We start from the raw sequence: 22,568 nt of genomic DNA on the forward strand, positions 1-22,568 counted from the left end.
GCTTTTACTGAAACCTGGCAGCCATCAATAAACTCAACTCTTTATATTTCAAATTAAATTTTTTGGCAATATGCATATTGGTAAGTCCTCCTTTATAAGTATAAACACCTTTCATAAACCAGGAGTGTGTAAAAATCATCTCTTCAATTCCTCCAACTTCGCCTGCCTGCAATAGCATAGGTGTTAGAATATTACTAACAGCTGTACTTGCTGTACGAGACACCCTGGAAGCTATATTTGGAACGCAATAATGAATTACATCGAATTTTCGGAAAGTTGGATCGTCATGAGTAGTTACTTCTGAAGTTTCAACACAACCTCCCTGATCTATGGTAACATCAATGATCACTGCATCTTTCTGCATATTCATTACCATTTCCTCAGTTATAATGCATCTGTTTCGACCTTTTTCTGCTCTAATTGCTCCAATTACCACATCAGCCTCCATCAGCGATTCGCTTAACATAACTGTATCCAGCGTACTCGTATGAACTGGTTGACCTAAAGCATGCTTAATTCTTCTTAATTTATAGAGCTGATTGTCATAAATTTCAATAGTGGCTCCCAAGCCTAAAGCGGCCCTGGCCGCATATTCACCTACGGTTCCGGCACCAAGAATTACCACTTTTGTAGGCCTTACCCCTGTAATTCCTCCTAATATGATACCTTTTCCTTTGTTTAAATTATTAAGAAGCTCTGTAGCAATATGAATAGCAGATATTCCTGCAATTTCACTCATAGCCCTTACTATCGGCATGCCGCCCACTTTATCCTCTACCAACTCCACTCCTATTGCATTAATTTTTTTATCATTTAATGCTTCAAAATATGCTTTATCTAATTGTCCTATTTGTAAGGCCGAGATAATGAATTTTCCGGGCTTCAGATATTCAATCTCTTTTTTAGTAGGAGGTTCTATTTTAACAACTAACTGTGCTTCAAAAGCTTCCTTAGCAGAATAAACTATTTTGGCCCCTGCATCGCTGTATTCATTATCGTTAAAATTAGCGCTTTTACCAGCACCACTCTCTACTAATATTTCATGCCCGTTATTCGTTAACAAAGCCACTGCGCCAGGAGTGAGGGGAACTCGTCTTTCCTGTAGGGAGATTTCTTTAGGCACACCAATTTGCAATGAATTATTTCTTTTTTCCACTGCCAGTAATTCCTCTTGAGGATAAAGCCCTGATTTTCGAGCCAGCACCTCAAATCCCTTACGAGAGATCTCCTTTGCCATGTTTTTCAACTTTAATCATTCTGTCATTAGCCGATTCCTGGCTAAAAATATTAATTTTCAGGAAAGTATCAGGAAGTAAAGAGGGGATCATTTCAGGCCATTCTATAAGACATAAGTTACCTGAATAAAAATACTCCTCAGCACCAATATCAAACGCTTCCAATTCATCTTCTATTCTGTAGAAATCGAAATGATAAATATTGCCCGTTCTTGGAGAATTATATTCATTCACTAGAGCAAATGTAGGGCTACTGATATGGTCTTCAACTTCCAGATATTCGCACAAACGTTTAATAAAAGTTGTTTTCCCGGCCCCCATCTCTGCTTCAAATAACCAGATTTTATACTCTTTACCAAAATTGAAAACATCAGCTACCACATTGCTCAAATGAGGCAAACCTACTTCTTCAAAAAGCAAAGTATTATCCAATTCACTTTCCATTCTTCGAAGATAAGGAAATAATAGGAATTATCATTTCCTCCATCGAAACTCCTCCATGCTGAAAAGTATCTTTGAAATAATTCACATAATAATTATAGTTATTGGGATAGGCAAAAAAGCTTTCACCTTTTGTAAAAACATAAGAAGTACTCACATTCACTTTAGGAAGGTGAAAACGCTCAGGCTTAGCAACTTCCAGCACATCATTATTCTTCTTGTAGCCCAGGTTTTTACCCTGCTTATAACGCAGGTTTGAGTTTACATTTTTATCTCCTACAATTTTAAATGGCTTTTTCACTCTAATAGTACCATGATCCGTAGTTAAAACTACTTTCACTTTTTTATTAGAAATTCGCTTGAGCAACTCCAGTAATGGGGAATGTAAAAACCAGCTTCTTGTTAGCGACCTGTAAGCCGACTCATCAGCAGCCAATTCACGAATCATTTTCATATCCGTTCGGGCATGAGATAGCATATCCACAAAATTATAAACAAGCACATTTAATTGGTTATCAAGTAATTGAGAAACATTTTCTAAAACCTGTTTACCCTGCCCAACATTTACTATTTTGTTATAAGTAAATTTATGTTTTATATTTTTTCTGCTTAAGTGTCTTTCCAGAAACTTTTCTTCATTATTATTTTTCCCATCTTCCTCATCCTCTCCTACCCACAAATCAGGATGCCTTCCGGCCATTTCATCAGGCAAAAGTCCTGAAAATATAGCATTTCTTGCGTAAGCAGTAGTAGTTGGTAAAATTGAGTAGTAGTTTGAATCCTCTTCCAGATTAAAGTACTTAAGTACCTCACCTTCAATCAATTTCCATTGGTCAAATCGGAGGTTGTCAATTACAATAAAAAATACGGGTTCATCTCCCAACAAAGGAAATATCTTTTTTTCCATCACCTGGTGGCTCAAAAGAGGTGCATCAGCATTCTTATCATTTAACCAATCTTCATAATTTTCATCAATAAAGCGAGCAAAATTACTATTAGCTTCCACATGTTGCATTGATAAAACTTCAGCCATACTTTGATCCTCAGTTTCATCAATTTCCAGGTCCCAGTATACCAGCTTTTTATACATATCAGCCCACTCTTCGTGATTAAGGTCGTCTCCAAATGCCAGGCTTATATTCCTGAAATCCTGCTGGTATCCCTGGTTTGTCTTTTCAGTTACCAAACGTCTGTTATCCAAGATTTTCTTAACGGAGAGCAAAATCTGGTTAGGATTCAAGGGTTTTATTAAGTAATCAGCAATTTTCGCACCTATTGCTTCCTCCATAATATATTCTTCTTCACTTTTAGTAATCATTACTACGGGAAGGTTTGGCTTATTGGATTTTATGATGCTTAGCGTTTCCAGACCAGTCATGCCCGGCATATTTTCATCTAAAAAAACAATATCGAAATTGTTTTCCTGACACAAATCAATGGCCTCGGAACCATTATTTACAGGCGTTACTTCATACCCTTTATTTTCAAGAAAAATAATATGAGGTTTTAATAGATCAATTTCATCATCTGCCCATAAAATCTGATAGTTTTGCATAAGTTATATTTGTGTCTTAAAATTGTGTGTATTGAAAAAGATAAAAAAGATAAACGATCCAATTTATGGATTCATTACCATAAAGAGTGATTTACTTTTTAAAATTTTGAATCATTCGTTTTTCCAACGCTTACGTAGAATTCGACAGCTGGGTTTGAGTGAATTCGTTTATCCCGGAGCAACTCATACCAGGTTTCATCATGCAATAGGTGCCACACACTTAATGGAAAAGGCTTTAGACCAGTTAAAGGAGAAAGGCACAGAAATATCCGATCATGAATATGAGTCGGCACAAATAGCTATATTACTGCATGATATTGGCCATGGCCCTTTTTCGCATGCACTGGAATTCAGTCTTTTAAACGGAATTACGCACGAAAACATCTCTTTACAGTTTATGAAGAGGCTCAACATTGAGTTTGATCACCAGCTTGACTTAGCCATTTCAATGTTTAAAAACACTTATGCCCGGAAATTTTTCCATCAACTTATTTCCAGTCAGCTGGATGTAGACAGACTGGACTACCTTAATAGAGATAGTTTTTATACAGGCGTTTCGGAAGGTAACATAAGTGTGGAAAGAATAATTAGTCATCTGGTGGTGGTTGATGACCAGGTAGTGGTAGAAGAAAAAGCAATTTACAGTATTGAAAATTTTCTCAATGCGCGAAGATTGATGTACTGGCAAGTATATCTTCATAAAACGGCACTTAGTGCTGAACGGATGTTAGTAAATTTAATGGCCAGGGCTAAAGAGGTACATAGTCTCAATAATATTTCCCCTGCTTTAAAATATTTTCTGGAAAATGATATTACACTGGATGAAATTCAGGAAAACCCTGAAATTATAGATCAGTTTGCATTGTTGGATGACGCTGACATATGGCATGCGATTAAAACATGGGCGGGAAATACCGATAAAGTTTTGCGTCAGCTAAGTTTCAGAATTCTCAACAGGGACCTCTTTAAAATTAAATTAAGTAATGAGCCTTTAGCTAAAAGTGAGATAAAAGCCTATAAATTAGCTATCTCCCAACAGTTTAATTTTCTAAATAAAGAAGCTTCTTTCTATTTTTCTCATGGGGAAGTAACAAATTCTGCTTATATTTTAGGAGGCAAAAGCATCAATATTTTAACTAAAAAGGGAGAAGTTACTGATATTGCACAGGCAGCAGATTTACCAAATATTAAGGCAATGAGTAAAATAGTTAAAAAATATTATCTCTGCCTTCCTAAAACAGTATCTTTGTAATCTTATTCATTAGCATAATTTATAAATGGAGTTTAGCGTAAAACAAATTGCAGATTTAATTGGGGGTAAGTTAGAAGGAGATGGCACTCGCATCGTTGATAATCTTGGCAAAATAGAGGAAGGAAAAGAAAGAACAATCAGTTTTCTATCCAATCCTAAATATGAACATTTTATATATACTTCCAATGCTGCGGCTATCATAGTTAAAAATGATTTTCAGGCAAAAAAAGTAATAATACCTGCACTAATCAAAGTCGAAGATCCCTATTCAGCATTTACTCGTCTCCTGGAGGAATACCATACCATTATCTCTTATGCTAAAACAGGGGTTGAAGAACCTTCTTATTTAGGTGAGAATAGTAAAACGGGTGAAGGGGTTTACAGAGGTGCTTTTTCTTATATTGGCAAAAATGTAACTATAGGAAAGCATGTTAAAATATATCCTCATGTACATATTGGTGACAATGTTGAAATAGGTGATGAATCTATTATTTTTCAGGGGGTAAAAATTTATGCTGACTGTAAAATAGGGTCAAAATGCAATATTCAGGCAGGTGCAGTGATAGGAAGTGACGGCTTTGGCTTTGCCCCTCAGGCAGATGGCAGCTATAAAACAATTCCGCAATTAGGAAATGTAATTTTAGAAGATAATGTTAGCATTGGAGCAAACACTACAATAGATTGTGCAACATTAGGCTCAACTATTATCAGAAAAGGAGCCAAGTTAGATAACCTGGTTCAAATTGCCCACAATGTTGAAATAGGAGAGAATACTGTAATCGCCTCGCAAGCAGGCGTTTCCGGCTCAACCAAAATAGGAAAAAACTGCGTAATTGCAGGGCAAGTGGGGATAGTAGGACATATTGAAATTGCAGATCATACCACTATTAGTGCAAAGACAGGAATATCAAAAACTGTCAGAAAATCTCATACTATTCTTTCAGGTTATGTTGGGTTTGAGCACAAAAAATTCCTCAGAGCCAACACTATTTTTAAAAACCTGCCCGAATTATCTCAGAAGGTAGACAAATTGGAAGAAAAAATTTTAAATTTGCCGACTGACAAGAATAAATAAATGTATACAAAACAGCATACCATTAAAAAACCTGTCTCTGTTTCCGGAGTTGGTCTACATACAGGTGAAAAAGTAACCTTAACTTTTAAGCCGGATGAAATAGATTCAGGAATTAAATTTAAAAGAATTGATCTCCCCAACCAACCAGTTATTGAAGCAGATGCTGATTTGGTAACAGACACATCCAGAGGAACCACTATAGCTAAAGACGAAGCAAGAGTATCTACTGTAGAGCACGTATTGGCAGCCTTAGTAGGTCTGCAGATTGATAATATATTAATAGAAATTGATGCTCCTGAAACACCTATTATGGATGGTAGCTCTATTCAATTTATTGAAGTGTTAGAGCAGGCGGAGCTTCAGGAACAAAATGCATTAAGAAATTTCTTTGAGGTGCCGGAGGGTATATTCTACCGTGATGAAGTAAAAAACGTTGAAATGGCTGCCTTACCTGTTGATGATTATCGGGTAACAGTAATGGTGGATTACAACTCAAAGGTATTAGGTAGCCAACATGCTTCTCTTAACAAAATTAACGATTTTAAAGCTGAGATATCATCCAGCAGAACTTTTGTATTCTTGCATGAGCTCCAGTATCTCTACAATAATAACCTCGTAAGGGGTGGAGATTTAAATAACGCCATAGTTATTGTTGACAAGCTGATAAAGCCTGAAGAGCTGGATGATCTTGCAAAGCTATTTAATAAGCCCAAAATAGAAGTAAAAGAAGAAGGTATTCTTAATAATATAGAATTAAGGCATAAAAATGAGCCCGCACGCCATAAGCTTCTAGACGTTGTGGGAGATTTGGCATTGGTTGGAAGACCAATAAAAGCACAAATACTAGCCGCAAGACCCGGGCATTCTACCAATGTAGAATTTGCTAAGCGAATTAAGAAGGCTATTAAGCAATCTGAAAGAATAGCGCCTAAGTACGATCCTAATTCTGAGCCAGTCTTAGACATTGAAGGTATTTCAGCAAAATTAAAGCACAGGTATCCTTTTCAGTTAGTAGACAAAATCATTCACCAGGATCATAAAACAGTGATTGGTATTAAGAATGTCACTATAAATGAAAATTTCTTCCAGGGACACTTCCCCGATAACCCTGTTATGCCTGGTGTATTACAGGTAGAGGCAATGGCGCAAACCGGTGGAATTTTAGTGCTAAGCACAGTACCCGACCCAGCTAATTACTGGACATATTTTTTAGGGATTGACAATTGCAGATTCAGAAGAATAGTAAAACCGGGAGACACTATAATACTGAAATGTGAACTTCTGGCCCCCATAAAAAGAGGCATAGCAAAAATGCATGGAACTGCTTTTGTAGGAAACAATATTGTAAGTGAGGCAACCCTTACAGCAAGGATTGTAAAGAAAGATGAGGTTGATCAGTAAAAAATAAAAACGATCAACAAGAAACTAACAAATGTATAGTTTGTTAAAAAATACTTAATATTGAGCATCATTATGCTCATTTCATAAATTTCATTAAATGGGAAATTCATTAAATTATATACATCCTGAAGCTAAAATCGGTAAAAATGTGGTTATAGAGCCGTTTGCCTTCATTGATAAAAATGTGGTTATTGGCGATAATACATGGATAGGGCCGAATGCTGTAATTAATTCAGGGGCCAGAATCGGTAATAACTGTAAAATATTTTCAGGAGCCACAATTGCGGCCATTCCCCAGGATTTAAAATTTGCCGGAGAAGAAACGCTTACTGAAATTGGGGATAATACTGTTATCAGGGAGTATGTAAATATCAGCCGCGGTACGGTTGACAAAAAAACCACTAAAATTGGCACCAATTGCCTGATAATGGCTTTTGTTCATATAGCACACGATTGTATTATTGGAAACCACTGTATTATCGTAAATTCTGTTCAGCTAGGTGGGCATGTAACTATTGATGATTGGGCTATTATAGGTGGAGCTTCTGCGGTACATCAGTTCGTAAAAGTGGGCAGCCATGTGATGATTTCAGGTGGATCATTGGTCAGAAAAGATGTTCCGCCTTATGTAAAAGCTGCAAGAGAGCCTCTTACTTATTGCGGAATTAATTCCGTGGGCCTCAGAAGAAGAGGTTTTACCAATGAACGAATAAATGATATTCAGGAAATATACAGAAACCTTTACCTTAGTGGGTTAAACAACGCTAAAGCTTTGGAAAAAATAGAAACTCTAATCCCTAGCAGCGAAGAAAGAGACAATATAACCTCGTTTGTCAGGAAATCTGAAAGAGGTATTATGAAGGGCTATAGCAATTAAGGTTTTATGGAAATTCAGCTAACAAACCTTTCAAAGAAATTTGTTAGTAATACACTTTTTAAGGATCTGAATGCTTGCTTTGAGCCCAATTCAGTTCATGCCATCATTGGTCCCAATGGAAGTGGAAAATCAACTCTGCTTAAAATAATTGCTGGTGTTTTAGCTCCTACAAAAGGCGAAATAATCTTTAAAAAAGATGATGGAGCAATAATCCCTAAGGACAATTATTTTCAGAATATTTCAATTTGTGCACCTTACCTTGAGTTGATTGAAGAACTTACACTGATAGAGCATATACACTTCCATCAGAAATTTAAAGTTCCTTATGATGACCAGGAGGTGCTGGAGGAAATAAAAAATGCAAAACTAAGTAATAGCTTAAATAAACCTATAAGTGAGTTTTCTTCAGGGATGAAACAGCGTGCGAAACTTATATTGGCTACTTGCTATCAGTCTGAATTGCTATTGCTTGATGAACCCACTTCTCACTTAGATAAAGAAGGAAAAGAGTGGTATAATCAATTGCTTATAAGAAAAATTAACAACAGAATAACATTGTTTTTTTCAAATGATGAAGAGGAATTCAGTATATTTACAAATAAATTAATTAACATTGAATCTTTAAAGGTTTAAAATAATCTTTAAACTTACATGATAATTGTATCTAATTACTATTATTTATACTTTAAAGTTTATTTTAATTAAATTTGACTCGGATTTCATTTAACAATTAAACTATTATTATGAAAAAGAATTTCACATTATTAAGCTATGTAGTAATTGCACTTACTTTAGTATTTACAGCCTGTAAAAAAGATGATGATGTTTCACCTGAAGAAGAAAAAATAAATCAGCTAAACGGAACATGGGAAATTAATTCAGCCAAGACCCCCGATGCAAATGAGACTTTAAGTGGAGTAAGTATTACCTTCTCAGGAGCCAATACTACATATACTGTTAATGGTTTGGCCACTTTAGAGAGCAACAACCTGAACCACGGTGATGTATTTGCTGCAAGCGGTTCTTTTTCATTAAGTGGAAGTAATTTTAACGAACTTACCTTAGTTTCAGGCAAAGTAATTACAATCAATGTTACTGAAACAACATTGACTTTAAACTATAGCTCGCCTTATCCTAAACCTACTAGTGATAATGCAAATATTACTTTAACAGCTACTAAGCAATAAAACATAAAATTTTAAATACTTGAGACCACCCCAATAAGGTGGTCTTTTTTTATGATAAAATTTATAAAACAACTAGACGATTACTTACCAAAAGACGATCAAGAGATCATATTCAAAAAGCAAATGTTGAGGCTCATTAAAGAGCAAGGTGAAAATGCTTTTTTAAGAAGCTCTATACAGGCTCATTTCACGGCATCTGCCTGGCTTATCGATAAAGTAAACAAGAAAGTACTTCTACTTAAGCATTCTAAATTAAATAAATGGCTGCAACCCGGTGGACATGCTGACGGTTTATCAGACCTTGAAGAAGTGGCAAGAAAAGAAGTGCAGGAAGAAACCAATCTAACTAATATAACACTTTTGAAAAACGGCATTTTTGATATTGATATCCATAAAATACCAGAAAGGAAGGAAGTAAAGGAACATGAGCATTATGATGTGAGGTTTATTTTTGAGGTTTTGGATTCGACAGCAACAAAAATCAATAATGAGAGTATTGATTTTAAGTGGATAGCTTTAGAAAGTCTACAAAAATACACAGATAGCCAATCAATCTTAAGAATGGCTGAAAAGACTAAAAAGTACTTTACTCATGCAAGCTGAGATTTTAATTTACGGTGCCTACGGTTATACAGGTCGTTTAATTGCACAACAAGCTATGAAACAAGCTGTAAACGTACATTTGGCAGGAAGAAATGAAGAATCATTACGTCAAGTAGCCACGGAAACAGGCTTTACCTATACTGTAATCTCTTTAGAAGAAGATAAGAAGCTGGAAAACCTTCTAAGTAGTTATAAGGTTGTCATTCATTGCGCTGGCCCATTTTCAGAAACAGCTTTGCCTATGGTTAAAGCTTGCATTAGTAGTAAAACCCATTACATTGATATTACAGGGGAAGTGTCTGTTTTTGAAAACATTTATTCCTTTGATAGCCAGGCAAAGGAAGCAAAGATTGCCTTAATACCGGGTGCAGGCTTTGATGTAGTACCCACTGATTGCCTTGCAGCACATATGAAAGAACGCATGTCAGATGCTACACATTTGGAAATGGCTTTTGTAGGTGAAAAAACCGGCATGTCCAGAGGAACTGCTATTACAATGGCAAAAAATGCTTCTCAGGGTGGTTATATTAGAGAGAAAGGGAAACTAAAGCAGGTGCCACTGGCCTATCAAATAAAAGAGGTTGACTTCCCTCACCGTAAACAATGGTGCATGACGATTCCCTGGGGAGATTTAATGACAGCCTACTACCAAACTGAAATTCCTAACATTAAGGTCTTCTCCGGGGCAAGCAAAAAAATGCTTAAAAGGATTAGAAGGTTTAGGTTTCTCAAGTTTCTATTAGGAATAGCCTGGATTCAAAAAAGTGTGAGAAAGAAAATCGAAAATTCAGTCACCGGCCCTTCTCAGGAACACTTAGAAAAAGGAAAAACCTATATTATTGCCACTGTGAAAAATGATAAAGGGGATACTAAAACAAGCACTTTAATTACTCCTGAAGCCTATCAACTCACTTCACTAACAGCTTTAAAAGCCGGGTTAAAGTTAATAACGGATAATAGTAAGAATATAGGATACCTCACTCCTGCTCAGGCATTTGGAAAAGACTTCATTCTTGAATTTGAAAAAGTTGAAAGAGAAGACAAGGCATAAAAAAACCCCGGTGAACCAAACCGGGGTAAACTATCAACCTTAAAATTACGCCCATTTGAAAAATGAATCGTAAAGCTTATTACAAATGTAAGGCGGATTTTTGAGATCAAAATATCACAAAAGTAATTTTCCTTATGTATGTAATATTTAGCTATTTTTACCACAATATAATTATTACAACAAATGTTTCTAAAATCTCAGATAGTCTTTACTCTACTATTTTTACTCTTCAGCTGCACACCATCGGAAGAAACCCTAATGGCAGAAAGCAGAAAAAAAATGCAATCAGAATCTTATGATGAAGCAATCAAATACCTTAATCAAGTGCTATCGAATAATGAAAGCAACCTTGATGCACTGAATATGAGAGGTGTTGCTCATTATCAGAAAGAAGAATACGAAGAGGCCTTAAATGACTTTACTAATTATATAAATTTTGACACTACCAGCTATAAGCCGTACTATAATCGGGGTAATGCTCATTTAGCGCTTAAGAATTACGAAAGTGCTTTAATAGATTACAACCGGGCTATCAATTTAAAGCCTAATGATGCTGATTTATACATTAATCGCGGTACAGCTCTATTTGAATTAAAGCAATTTCAGGTGGCAATTGAGGATAATAATTTTGCTATAAAATTAGCTCCCGGCAACTACCTTCCCTATCTTAACAATGCAAAAACTTATATTCAGGTGGGGGGATTTGAAAAAGCGAAGGAGTTGCTGGAGTCCACATTACAACTGAACCCTGATAATGGAGAGGCTTACTATTGGCTTGGTTTTATTAAAATAAATACCGGAGATACTGAAGCCGGCTGCGGTGAACTTGTTAAGGCTAAAAACAGAGGCTTTGCAGATGCCAATGAGGCTTTAGAAAAATTTTGCAAATAAAATTTAATTTCAGCCTACCGCTAGCATAAAACTAGCGGTAGGCTGAAATGCTAAGAAGCAATCAGTACAAGACAAAATGCAATTACCGTAAGCCAGAATTTATACCCAACTAAAACAGGAATTGCAATAAATCCCAGCTCCATAAAAACTAAAACCATTACTATTATAATGGCTACCAACTTTAGAAAATTTTTCGTTTTTCTGCTCATTTGAGTACGCGTTTTATTTATTGAGGCTTAAATATAAAATTCTCTTTTTATAAATCTGTGGTTCAAGTAAATTTTCCTCTAAATTAGCTTTCAATATGGCTGAAATAGGTACAAATATAGCAACAGCAAAATCCCTTCTCTGTAAAGGAGAAGTAATCGGACTTCCTACAGAAACCGTGTATGGTTTAGCCGGTAATGGGTTGAATACAGATGCCGTAAGCAAGATCTTTGAAGTTAAGAACAGACCACATTTCGACCCTCTGATTTTGCACTCTTATAGTATTGATGCTATTAAACCTTATTTGACTGAGTTTCCGGAAAAGGCACTCATATTAGCCAAAGAATTCTGGCCTGGCCCATTGACACTTCTGCTGCCACGAAATAACAAAATACCAGATTTAACATGTTCCGGATTGGGCAGAGCGGCATTTCGGATTCCAAAACATCCCGTGGCACTAAGCTTGCTAAAGCAACTCGATTTTCCCCTGGCAGCTCCAAGTGCTAATCCTTTTGGTTACATTTCACCCACAAGTGCGCTGCATGTTCAAAAACAGCTGGGGGATAAAATTCCTTATATTTTAGAAGGAGAAGTGAGCGAAGTAGGAATAGAATCTACTATTATTGGTTTTGAGAATAATGTAGCAACAGTTTATCGCCTGGGCGGCCTTGATTTAGCAGCAATAGAAGAGTGTATCGGAAAAGTAAAAGTAATGGCACATTCCAGCTCTCAGCCTGATGCACCTGGCATGCTTAAAAGTCATTATGCACCCACCAAAAAAATATTCCTGGGTAACATATCAGATTTACTTTCAGAATATAAACAGAGGAAAACTGCAGTACTTTCTTACCGTACTACATATAAAAGTGCTTATTTAAATTATGTGCTTACTGAAAATGACGATATGCATGAGGCTGCTAAAAATCTATTTTCTTACCTTAGAGAATTAGATGAAAGCGATGCTGATATCATTTTAACAGAGGAGGTCCCTGATATTGGTTTAGGAAGAGCAATAAATGACAGATTAAAGAGGGCTTGTGTGAATGAATACTAATAACTAAAAATACATAGATGAAAACCGTTGAAAACTATTCTTTTGAAAACAAAACTGCATTGATACGTGTAGACCTGAATGTTCCTTTAAACAAAGAGTTTGAAGTGACTGACAATACGCGAATTGATGCAACCATACCTACTATTAAAAAAATTATTAAAGATGGCGGCAAAGTAATTCTTATGTCGCATCTGGGCAGACCTAAAGATGGACCTGAAGATAAATACTCATTAAAACATATAGTAAAAGCGCTGGAAGCTGCTTATGGAACAAAAGTTCACTTTAGCAAAGAGGCAGTAGGCGATGAGGCCAAAGAAAAAGCAAGTCAGCTAAAGAAAGGTGAGGTATTATTATTGGAAAATGTTCGCTTTTACCCGGGTGAAACCAAAGGGGATGAAGAATTTGCTAAAAAATTATCAGAATTAGGAGATGTGTATGTTAACGATGCATTTGGAACAGCTCACCGTGCCCACGCTTCTACCACTGTGGTAGCAAAATATTTCAAAGATAAGTTAGCCGGTTATGTGATGTCTGCAGAAATAGAAAATGCAGACAAAGTGCTGGGGAAAGCTGACAAGCCTTATACTGCTATCATGGGAGGCGCAAAAATTTCTGATAAAATCCTGATTATTGAAAAGCTATTAGACAAAGTGGACAACCTAATTATAGGTGGCGGCATGTCTTATACTTTCTTTAAAGCTTTGGGGGGCCAAATAGGCAACTCACTAGTGGAGGAAGATAAAGTTGACCTGGCAAAGGAACTTATCCAAAAAGCGAAAGACAAAGGAGTGGAACTTAAATTACCTATTGATTCAGTGGTTGCAGATGCATTTGCAGCAGATGCTAATACTAAAATTGCACAAAATCATTCTATTGAATCGGGCTGGATGGGCTTGGATATAGGACCTGAAGCAACTGAAATTTTCTCGCAAACAGTAGAAAAATCCAAGACTATTTTGTGGAATGGACCAATGGGAGTTTTTGAAATGGAAAAATTTGCAAAAGGCACCAAAGCAATTGCAGAAGCTGTGGTAAAGGCAACTGAAAAAGGTGCTTTTTCATTAATTGGTGGTGGAGACTCTGCTGCTGCTGTTAATAGTTTAGGCTATGGGGATAAAGTAAGCTATGTATCTACCGGTGGTGGAGCCTTACTTGAGTACATGGAAGGAAAAACCCTTCCCGGAGTAGCTGCTCTTGAAGATTAATAAAATTGAAAAGGCTGCTGAAAATTCAGCAGCCTTTTTCATTCATAAGATTTGTTGAAGCTTATTTATTTGCTTTTCTTCTCATCCACAAACATCAAATCAATTGTTCTTTTATCAATATCTGTGGCTTTAACTTCTACTGTCACTTTATCTCCCAGAGTAATCATCCGTTTATTATTTCTACCAAATACACGGTAATTTTTCTCATCAAATTCATAATAATCGTCCTGCATATCAGCAAGACGTACCATACCTTCACATTTTGTTTCTATAATTTCAACAAAAATACCCCACTCTGTTACGCCTGTAACAAGGCCTTCAAAAGGTTTATCCTCAACAGAAGCCATGTACTCCACCTGCTTGTATTTAATTGAAGCTCTCTCAGCATCAGAAGCTTTCTTTTCCATATCAGAAGAATGCAAACATTTTGATTCATACTCTTCCTTATTAACCGATTTACCACCATCAAGGTAATGCTGTAATAACCTGTGTACCATTACATCAGGATACCTACGGATAGGAGAGGTAAAATGGGTATAGTATTGAAAAGCCAAACCAAAGTGGAACGAGCTTTTGGTGGTATATTTTGCTTTTGCCATGGAGCGTATTGCTAGACTTTCTAAAACATTTTGCTCAGGCTTTCCTTCTATATCGCTCATTAAATTGTTCAATGATTTAGAAATAGCTTTCTCCTCCACCTTAAGATCGTGACCAAACCTCTTGGCGAAAACAGAGAATGTATTAAGCTTTTCAGGATCAGGATAATCATGCTGGCGATAGACAAAAGTAAGTTTTTGCTCTCCTTTTTTCTTAGTAGCTATAAATTCTGCCACTTTTCTATTGGCAAGCAGCATATATTCTTCAACCAGTTTATGTGCATCCTGCCTTACTTTGGGAATTATACCCAGAGGCTTTCCATTTTCATCTAATTTAAATTTTACTTCCACAGATTCAAAAGCAATTGCTCCGTGTTCAAAACGTTTTTGCTTTAGTTTCTTAGCGATTACATTTAACTGATGTAATTCCTGAGAGTAATCGCCAATTTGTGCTTCAATAATTGCCTGAGCTTCTTCATAGGTAAACCTTCTGTCAGAATGAATAATTGTTCTACCAAACCATTCGTTGTGCACTGTTCCGTGTTCATCTAACTGAAAAATAGCTGAAAAGGTAAGTTTATCTTCGTTAGGTCTAAGTGAGCAAAGTCCATTGGAAAGACGTTCGGGTAGCATAGGAACTGTTCTGTCCACAAGGTAAGTTGAGGTAGCTCTTGTATAAGCTTCTTCCTCTAATAAGGTACCTGGCTTTACGTAATGCGTTACATCTGCTATATGAATACCTATTTCGAAAAAGCCATTCTCTAACTTGTTAAAAGAAATAGCATCATCAAAATCCTTTGCATCAGCCGGATCTATTGTGAATGTGGTAGTACCACGCATGTCTTTGCGCTGGGAGATTTCTTTATCAGTTATCTTATCTGAAATATTTTCAGATTCCTTAAGAACAGCTTCAGGAAACTCCATTGGCAAATCAAATTCTGCCATAATAGAATGAATTTCAGCCTCATTTTCTCCAGCCTTGCCTAAAACTCTCACAACTTTTGCTTCAGGCTTTCGGTCCGGCCCATCAGGCCAACGCGTAATTTCAACTATTACTTTATCCTGATGTTTAGCACCGTTCAATTTATCATTGTAAATGTAAAAGTCAGTATGGATGCTTCTGCTATCGGGGATTAAGAATGCATAGCGGACTGACATATCTATTCTACCTACAAACTGGGTTTTGTTTCTTTCAATAATCTCCAGCACTTTGCCTTCTTCCCGGCCTTCCCTGTTCTTTTTAGTTACTACTACTTTCACGGTATCGCCATGAAAAGCTCCCTTCAAATTATCGGACTTTACAATAATATCCTCTTCCCTGCCCTCAGAAATAATATATGCCAGGCGCGGATTTACATGATCCACTTTGCCAATTATGAATTCAGGCTGTTTGGTAGAGATATAAGAACCACGTGAAGCTTTTTCAATTTTTCCTTCATTTAGCAATTCATTCAATATCCTATCAATGTATTTTTTAGTCTCCGCAGTATTACTTTGTAAAGCTTTAGCAATATTTCTTACCGTATAGGATTTATGCAAGTTAAATTCAAGTACCTGTAATACTTCATTTTTCAACTCAGATAAATCCTTTATCTTTCTTTTAGGTGATTTTCCACCTGTTGTTTTTTTATTTTTACTCTTCATATAATTTTTTAATCAGTCTGTTATTAAGCTCAATGAAGCCATTGATTTACTCTACAGACACTCGTATTATTTGCTCATTTTCTAAAATGGGCTGTGTATTCATTTTCAAATAAAGCTGGCAGGTAAGGATAACATCTTTCTCACAATACTCAGCTATTCTAACCAGATCATTATCCTCATAAAAGATCTTGTAAACCATGCTTCCATCAATATCATCTTTGCTGGTGGGCAACCCAAATATATGGGCCAGTAAATCCAGCTTTGCATAGTGTTTTCTATCGCCAAACTTCCACATTTCAAGCGTATCAAGATATGGTGTTTGCCATGGCTTTTTAGAAGATACGTCCAGCATATCAGGAAGTTTTAGACCATTAATTAAAATCCTCCTGCAAATATAAGGCACGTCAAATTCTTTAATATTATGGCCACATAAAACAGTGGAAGAATTGTCTACTTTTACAAGAATTGCTATCAGCTCTTGTAACAACTCCTTTTCGTTATCATTGGCTAAAGTTTTAATTCTTAAGCGGGCAGAATCACCTTCACCAGCCAGCCAGCCTAAAGAGATAACAATCACCTTTCCAAATTCAGCATATATGCCTGCCCTATGATAAACATCTTCCGGAGGTTCTTCATCGGATGAAATATACCTGGATTTGTAACTCCAAAATTCTTTCTCTTTATCTGTTAATGACTGAAAGTTCGGTTGCTGAGGAACTGTTTCAATGTCAATAAATAGTATTGCCATCCATGTAGGGGTTTTCAGAAAGGTATTAAAAAGAATCGTTTTGTACTAACGCAACCCTAGCTATTTAGGAGTAAACGCAGTTGAAGAGGGAAAGTTATCATCATTACGCAGTTTAAAAAAGCCTAAAGCTCATTCAGATAAAATTGTAACTTTAACAAAACATAATCTTAACCAAATGATAAAGTGCTTACTCTTCAAATTCACAGTTTTAGAGCTCCTCTATTCCTGTTCCACTGCTACAGAAAGAGAAGAGTCAATTAAAAACCAACCCATTATTTAAATGCCAAAGACCTTAAAGCAGCATTTTAAATAAATACTATTAGACAATTACACGAGAATCAATGATATTCTGAAAGTCAGCAACCTGACCGCACAACGAGTGTAGTAGATTGCTATACATTCACTGCTCATCCTGATCTATTAATCGAAATTGAAGCTTGCGCTGCTAAATAATTTACACTTTTCTTATTTCCCCAGCACCAAGGCAGTTCTGTTCACACAATATATTTTCAGGAAGTCACCCCCTTGCTTTTCAAAACTCACATGCTCTGTTTCAGGATTTAGCCGGTCAAACCCTCCGTACTGCGGTGCATCGCTATTAAGAAGGTAACGAAACGTGCCCTTTTTCGGAATCCAAAACTCATAATCAGGAACGGAATTAGTAGGATGGAAATTAAATACGAAAATCAGACCTGCTCGCTCAAATATGAGTACATGATTATGCTCATCCACATTCAAAAGCTGTGCTGGTTGTGCACTTAACACCTGCTTTTCATTTAGCAGATGAACCAAGGCTTTATCAAACTCATTTAAATATTCATATTTAAGCTCGTGGTTATCTACTAAGGACCATTGCCTTCTTGCATATTTGTAGCTCCATCCATTTCCCTCTCTGGGGAAATCGATCCACTCCGGATGACCAAACTCATTTCCTATAAAGTTGAGGTAGGCTTCTCCTCCTACAGTTGAGGTGATTAATCGGATCATTTTATGCAAAGCGATTCCTCTGTCAATAATTATATTGTCATCGCTCTTGTTCATATGCCAATACATCTCCTTATCCATCAGCCAGAAAGCCACTGTTTTATCACCCACCATCGCCTGATCATGTGACTCTGCATAGGCTACTGTTTTTTCACCGTGTCTCCTGTTACTCAGCACATTCCACATCTCCATCATTTTCCACTCCTCATCGCTTTTATGCTTTAGAAGTTTAATCCACTCATCAGGTATACCCATCCCCAGTCGGTAATCAAACCCGATGCCACCTTCTTCTACAGGCCTGCAATTGCCGGGCATACCACTCATATCCTCTGCAATACTCAAGGCTTCCGGTTTTATTTGATGAATAAGCGTATTGGCTAACTGTAAGTATCGAATGGCATCCCAATCAACTCCTTCTTTAAAGTATTTATCATAATGATCAAAAGCCATTCCTTCACCATGGTGATGATAAAGCATAGAAGTAACACCATCAAAACGATAACCATCAAAGTGAAATTCTTCCAACCAAAAGCGAATATTGGACAGCAGAAAGCGAGAAACCTCTTCTTTGCCATAGTTAAAAAGTTTCGAATCCCACCCAGTGTGGTAACCTCTCCCATCCTCATGAAAATACTGATGTCCTGATCCATCAAAGTCGTTCAATCCTTCAGCAAAATTCTTTACCGCATGAGAATGAACCATATCCATAATAACTGCTATGCCCATATTGTGAGCAGCATTCACCAGTGACTTTAGGTCTTCCGGTGTCCCAAAACGGGAAGAAGGCGCAAAAAAATTAGACACATGGTAACCAAAAGACCCATAATACGGATGCTCCTTAATAGCCATCATTTGAATGCAGTTATAACCCAATGCTTTAATCCGCGGAAGCACATTTTCTTCAAATTCCTTAAACGTCCCTACTCCTTCTTTTTCCTGTGCCATACCCGGATGACACTCATAAATAATAGGCGCTTCTATTTCTTTAAAATTGAATTTCTTATCAGTCCATTTGAATTTCTTGCTACTTTGCCATATGCAAGCAGTGAAATCGTGAGACTGAGGATCCTGAATAGCATAGCGCGTATAGGCTGGCATTCTATCATTTATACCATTAGAGGCTTGTACCCTCACTTTCACTTTGGAAAGATTCTTCAATCCTTCACTATCGGGAATAAAGATTTCCCAAATATCATTTTCCCCCTTTTTGAGAGGGTGGCTCTCATTGTTCCAATCATTAAAATCTCCTTTTAAATAAAGCTTTTCTGCTGCCGGTGCCCACTCCTTATACCACCATCCTTTTTTAGCTGAATCATGATGAAAGCCAAGTTCCTGATGCCGATTTGCATAATTTAATAAAGATCCATACTGCTTTTCTATTCGCTTTAATTCATCTTGAAAATATTTAAATCGAGTATTTAAATCCGTTTCATAAGGTGCTAACCAAGGATCATCTTTAATGAGTTGCAGCATAGGAGTTCATTTAGCAGTAAAATAAGAATAAGAAAAGATACGGTAATCCATTTGAATAAACAGGTATTTATGAATGTAATTGTAACATATGTAAAAAATTAAGACGAGGTACAGCTATAGTTGTTACTCTTTAGAGAACTAATTGAAAAAAATTAGAAGAATAGCCTGCAAATTAAAATCTGAGGCTTAGTTTTGCGTAATCGCAAACCCTTTATCTGAAGTTTATGAAAATCATCACCAACATGTTGGCTCCTAAGGAGTATGAGAGCAAAAATGAATCGGGGAATATTCTCAACATTGATATGTATAATGCCAAAGAGAAAGACTTTTTCTCTCCCATGGAAAGTCTTTTGGGTGCATTAGCTTCCTGCGCTGCAGTAGATTTGGTTGAAATGATCAAAAAAAGAAGAAAAGAATTACTAGCACTCCAGATAGAAACACATGGCGAAAGAAGAGAAGAACATCCACGTTCATTCCATAAGATTCACATGGTTTTTACTGCAACTTCCTCTGACCTCAAAACAGAAGAATTTGAAAAGCTTGTTGAGCTGGCTGCAGGAAAATATTGCTCTGTTTCAGGAACCTTAGGTGTGGTAGCCTCTCATGAAGTGTTAATTAAAAAGCCTAATGGAGACTAATCCTAGCTATCCCAGCTGCAGAAAGTAAGAAAAGAGTCGGAGAAAATCTATTCCTCCGACTATTGATTTTAATCTCTTGCCAACTCCTCCAGTAGCTTCACCAATTGCCTGTTTTCCTCTTCGGTTCCTATTGTAATGCGTAAACAATCATTGCAAAGTCTCACTTTTGATCGATCGCGTAACACTACTCCCTCCTCTATTAACTTATCATAGATATTTGAAGCATCATTAATTTGTATAAGCAGAAAATTGGCATCAGAAGGATGGATTTGTTTTACTCCAGGCACATCTGCCAGCATTTGTGCCAGAATGTCCCTTTCACCCAGAATAGCAGCTACCTGCTTTTCCATTTCTGATTTTTCATTTAATGCGGCTAAAACCAATTCCTGATTTGGACCACTGATATTGTAAGGTGGCTTCACTTTGTTCAGGATTTTTATCAATTCAGCATTGGCAAAAGCCATACCTAACCTCACAGATGCAAGCCCCCACGCTTTGCTAAGCGTTTGCATCACTACCAAATTAGGGTAATTGTTAATTAGCTCAGTATATGATTCTTGCGCTGAAAAATCTATATAGGCCTCATCAATTATAACTATACCTTTAAACTGATTAAGCAATTGTTGAATAGCATCGGCCCTTAAACTGTTTCCGGTTGGATTATTGGGGGAACAGATAAATAACATTTTCACATTCTTTTCTGCTGCAACCAGAATATTTTCTACATCTAGTTGATACTGCTCAGTAAGCGGCACTTCTATATTCTCCACATTATGGATAGCTGCAGATACACCATACATTCCGTAAGTAGGGGGACAAGTTATGACTGCATCTTTTCCCGGCTCACAAAAAATCCTGTATAAAAGATCAATGGCTTCGTCACTTCCATTCCCTAAAAATATTGAGTCTTTATTTATTGACTTAATGCCTGACAGCTTAGCTTTAATTTCCTTCTGATGAGGATCTGGATAGCGGTTGTATCCTTTGTGCATTTCATCATAAGGATTTTCATTGGCATCCAAAAATATTTTTGCCTCTCCGGAAAATTCGTCCCTGGCGGAGGAATAAGGTTTTAATTTCAATATATGTGGGCGAATGTAATCTACCCAATTAATAGTTGGTGTCATAAAAATATTTTTTTCAGGATCGCTTTTTCTTAATGCTTTTCAATCTGACAGATACAGCATTTTTATGTGCCTGCAACATTTCAGCTGCCGCCATTTCTTCCACATGTGGGCCTAAATTTTGCAAACCTTTCTCCGTAATCTCCTGATAGGTTATATTTTTTACGAAGCTATCCAAAGAAACACCGCTATATGCTCTTGCTGCTCCATTAGTTGGTAAGGTATGGTTTGTTCCGGATGCATAATCTCCTGCTGATTCCGGAGTAAAGTAACCCAAAAATATGGAGCCTGCATTATCTATTTTATCAGCCATTTCACGGGCATTTTTACAGAGAAAAATCAAATGTTCAGGAGCATATTCGTTGATAAGTTCAATTGCTTCCTCTTCATTTTTTAAGATAATCACCAGACTATTCTGCAAGCATCTCTCGGCAATTTCCCACCTGGGTAGCTCTCTTAATTGCGTATAAATCTCTTTTTGCAACTCAGGCAACTTTACATCACTAGTTGTTACAAAAACCACCTGGCTATCTACTCCGTGCTCAGCCTGGGAGAGTAAATCAGCGGCAATAAAAGCAGGGTCAGCCCCTTCATCGGCATAAACCAATACCTCAGAAGGACCTGCGGGCATATCAATTGCTACCGCTTCTAAGCTGGCCAATTGTTTAGCTGCTGTAACATACTGGTTACCTGGCCCAAAGATCTTATCTACTTTAGGTACGGTTTCTGTTCCATAAGCCATCGCTGCAATTGCCTGCGCACCTCCCACTTTTATAATTTTGGTAATGCCTGAAATTTGTGCTGCATATAAAATAGCAGGGTGCAAATTACCTTGCTTATCTGGCGGACTGCAAAGAACTATCTCCCTACAACCGGCAATTTTCGCAGGAATAGCAAGCATGAGCACTGTACTGAAAAGAGGAGCACTCCCTCCGGGAATATATAAGCCTACTTTTGGAATACCAATGGATTTTCGCTCACACACTACCCCTTCCATAGTTTCTATTTTAAGAGGTTTCAGCTTTTGGGCTTCGTGAAATACTGTTATATTCTTATGTGCTACTTCAATGGCAGTTTTTAAGGCTTTGTTTAATTCATCACCTGCCTTTTCTATTTCTTTTGTTGAAACTACAAGATTTTCAATTGCTACACCATCAAATTTATGGGTATACTCCTTCAATGCTTCATCTCCTGATTCAAGTACCTGGTCCATTATTGGTTGCACCACCTTTCTTATTTCTGATAAGGAAACAGTGGGTCTTTTAAGCAACTCTTTCCAACTTTCCCTGTTGGGATTATAAAATTCCTTCATCTCTTAAATCTTCGT

Annotated in this window: 21 protein-coding genes; 12 read left to right on the forward strand and 9 right to left on the reverse strand. The window is 36.8% G+C overall.

Going from position 1 to position 22,568, the window contains the following annotated elements:
- Positions 1-4: 4 nt before the first annotated feature.
- Genes IEV85_RS01335 through porX form a run of 3 tightly spaced genes read right to left on the reverse strand, consistent with a single transcriptional unit; the run spans position 5 to position 3,231 of the window.
- Entirely contained in the window at positions 5-1,237 is a 1,233-nt protein-coding gene (locus IEV85_RS01335; protein ID WP_188460000.1) for an alanine dehydrogenase, read from the reverse strand.
- Complete coding sequence (gene tsaE / locus IEV85_RS01340; RefSeq protein WP_188460001.1) at positions 1,215-1,679, reverse strand: tRNA (adenosine(37)-N6)-threonylcarbamoyltransferase complex ATPase subunit type 1 TsaE; 465 nt, start codon at positions 1,677-1,679, stop codon at positions 1,215-1,217. Before tsaE ends, IEV85_RS01335 begins: the two co-directional genes overlap by 23 nt.
- On the reverse strand, positions 1,669-3,231 hold the full coding sequence (gene porX, locus IEV85_RS01345) for a T9SS response regulator signal transducer PorX (RefSeq protein ID WP_188460002.1): 1,563 nt from the start codon (positions 3,229-3,231) through the stop codon (positions 1,669-1,671). Before porX ends, tsaE begins: the two co-directional genes overlap by 11 nt.
- Positions 3,232-3,262: 31 nt before the next feature.
- Between porX and IEV85_RS01350 the strand changes: the two genes are divergently transcribed.
- The 9 genes from IEV85_RS01350 to IEV85_RS01390 all read left to right on the forward strand — a co-directional run bounded on the left by IEV85_RS01350 (position 3,263) and on the right by IEV85_RS01390 (position 11,568).
- Entirely contained in the window at positions 3,263-4,483 is a 1,221-nt protein-coding gene (locus tag IEV85_RS01350; RefSeq protein WP_188460003.1) for an HD domain-containing protein, read from the forward strand.
- 25 nt (positions 4,484-4,508) lie between these two features.
- The gene (gene lpxD, locus IEV85_RS01355; RefSeq protein WP_188460004.1) at positions 4,509-5,558 is read left to right on the forward strand and encodes a UDP-3-O-(3-hydroxymyristoyl)glucosamine N-acyltransferase; all 1,050 of its coding nucleotides are present in this window, start codon (positions 4,509-4,511) and stop codon (positions 5,556-5,558) included.
- Positions 5,559-6,959 (forward strand): bifunctional UDP-3-O-[3-hydroxymyristoyl] N-acetylglucosamine deacetylase/3-hydroxyacyl-ACP dehydratase, encoded by a 1,401-nt coding sequence (locus IEV85_RS01360; protein WP_188460005.1) that lies wholly within the window; start codon positions 5,559-5,561, stop codon positions 6,957-6,959.
- A gap of 97 nt (positions 6,960-7,056) precedes the next feature.
- Positions 7,057-7,836, forward strand: a complete 780-nt coding sequence (gene lpxA / locus IEV85_RS01365) for an acyl-ACP--UDP-N-acetylglucosamine O-acyltransferase (protein ID WP_188460006.1) — start codon at positions 7,057-7,059, stop codon at positions 7,834-7,836.
- Positions 7,837-7,842: 6 nt separating this feature from the next.
- Positions 7,843-8,469: an ABC transporter ATP-binding protein gene (locus IEV85_RS01370; RefSeq protein WP_188460007.1), complete on the forward strand. Its 627-nt coding sequence runs from the start codon at positions 7,843-7,845 to the stop codon at positions 8,467-8,469.
- Positions 8,470-8,579: 110 nt separating this feature from the next.
- A complete protein-coding gene (locus tag IEV85_RS01375; protein ID WP_188460008.1) occupies positions 8,580-9,023 on the forward strand; it encodes a hypothetical protein in 444 nt (147 codons plus the stop codon).
- 51 nt (positions 9,024-9,074) lie between these two features.
- On the forward strand, positions 9,075-9,626 hold the full coding sequence (locus IEV85_RS01380) for an NUDIX hydrolase (RefSeq protein WP_188460009.1): 552 nt from the start codon (positions 9,075-9,077) through the stop codon (positions 9,624-9,626).
- Positions 9,616-10,677 (forward strand): saccharopine dehydrogenase family protein, encoded by a 1,062-nt coding sequence (locus IEV85_RS01385; RefSeq protein WP_188460010.1) that lies wholly within the window; start codon positions 9,616-9,618, stop codon positions 10,675-10,677. The genes IEV85_RS01380 and IEV85_RS01385 overlap by 11 nt, the downstream gene beginning before the upstream one ends.
- Positions 10,678-10,935: 258 nt before the next feature.
- Complete coding sequence (locus tag IEV85_RS01390) at positions 10,936-11,568, forward strand: tetratricopeptide repeat protein (RefSeq protein ID WP_188460011.1); 633 nt, start codon at positions 10,936-10,938, stop codon at positions 11,566-11,568.
- Positions 11,569-11,618: 50 nt separating this feature from the next.
- On the opposite strand, the gene IEV85_RS01395 is transcribed toward IEV85_RS01390, so the two are convergent.
- Positions 11,619-11,777 (reverse strand): hypothetical protein, encoded by a 159-nt coding sequence (locus IEV85_RS01395; protein ID WP_188460012.1) that lies wholly within the window; start codon positions 11,775-11,777, stop codon positions 11,619-11,621.
- Between the two features lie 95 nt (positions 11,778-11,872).
- Between IEV85_RS01395 and IEV85_RS01400 the strand changes: the two genes are divergently transcribed.
- Together IEV85_RS01400 and IEV85_RS01405 are read left to right on the forward strand one after the other, a co-directional pair.
- The gene (locus IEV85_RS01400) at positions 11,873-12,829 is read left to right on the forward strand and encodes an L-threonylcarbamoyladenylate synthase (RefSeq protein ID WP_188460013.1); all 957 of its coding nucleotides are present in this window, start codon (positions 11,873-11,875) and stop codon (positions 12,827-12,829) included.
- Positions 12,830-12,846: 17 nt separating this feature from the next.
- Positions 12,847-14,034: a phosphoglycerate kinase gene (locus tag IEV85_RS01405; protein ID WP_188460014.1), complete on the forward strand. Its 1,188-nt coding sequence runs from the start codon at positions 12,847-12,849 to the stop codon at positions 14,032-14,034.
- Between the two features lie 65 nt (positions 14,035-14,099).
- Here the strand turns inward: IEV85_RS01405 and rnr are convergent, their stop codons facing one another.
- The 3 genes from rnr to IEV85_RS01420 all read right to left on the reverse strand — a co-directional run bounded on the left by rnr (position 14,100) and on the right by IEV85_RS01420 (position 19,479).
- The gene (rnr, locus tag IEV85_RS01410) at positions 14,100-16,274 is read right to left on the reverse strand and encodes a ribonuclease R (RefSeq protein WP_188460015.1); all 2,175 of its coding nucleotides are present in this window, start codon (positions 16,272-16,274) and stop codon (positions 14,100-14,102) included.
- Between the two features lie 46 nt (positions 16,275-16,320).
- Positions 16,321-17,022 carry a 3'-5' exonuclease gene (locus IEV85_RS01415; protein WP_188460016.1) on the reverse strand — a complete coding sequence of 234 codons (702 nt, stop codon included), beginning with the start codon at positions 17,020-17,022 and terminating at the stop codon, positions 16,321-16,323.
- A gap of 465 nt (positions 17,023-17,487) precedes the next feature.
- Complete coding sequence (locus IEV85_RS01420; RefSeq protein ID WP_188460017.1) at positions 17,488-19,479, reverse strand: alpha-amylase family glycosyl hydrolase; 1,992 nt, start codon at positions 19,477-19,479, stop codon at positions 17,488-17,490.
- Positions 19,480-19,703: 224 nt separating this feature from the next.
- On the opposite strand from IEV85_RS01420, the gene IEV85_RS01425 reads away from it, so the two are divergent.
- A complete protein-coding gene (locus IEV85_RS01425) occupies positions 19,704-20,117 on the forward strand; it encodes an OsmC family protein (RefSeq protein WP_188460018.1) in 414 nt (137 codons plus the stop codon).
- Positions 20,118-20,185: 68 nt separating this feature from the next.
- Here the strand turns inward: IEV85_RS01425 and hisC are convergent, their stop codons facing one another.
- On the reverse strand, positions 20,186-21,244 hold the full coding sequence (gene hisC, locus IEV85_RS01430; protein ID WP_188460019.1) for a histidinol-phosphate transaminase: 1,059 nt from the start codon (positions 21,242-21,244) through the stop codon (positions 20,186-20,188).
- A 13-nt stretch (positions 21,245-21,257) separates the two neighbouring features.
- Positions 21,258-22,553 carry a histidinol dehydrogenase gene (hisD, locus tag IEV85_RS01435; protein WP_188460020.1) on the reverse strand — a complete coding sequence of 432 codons (1,296 nt, stop codon included), beginning with the start codon at positions 22,551-22,553 and terminating at the stop codon, positions 21,258-21,260.
- Positions 22,554-22,568: the final 15 nt, after the last annotated feature.

This window comes from Marivirga lumbricoides (assembly GCF_014636295.1).
In the GTDB taxonomy this organism is placed as follows: domain Bacteria; phylum Bacteroidota; class Bacteroidia; order Cytophagales; family Cyclobacteriaceae; genus Marivirga; species Marivirga lumbricoides.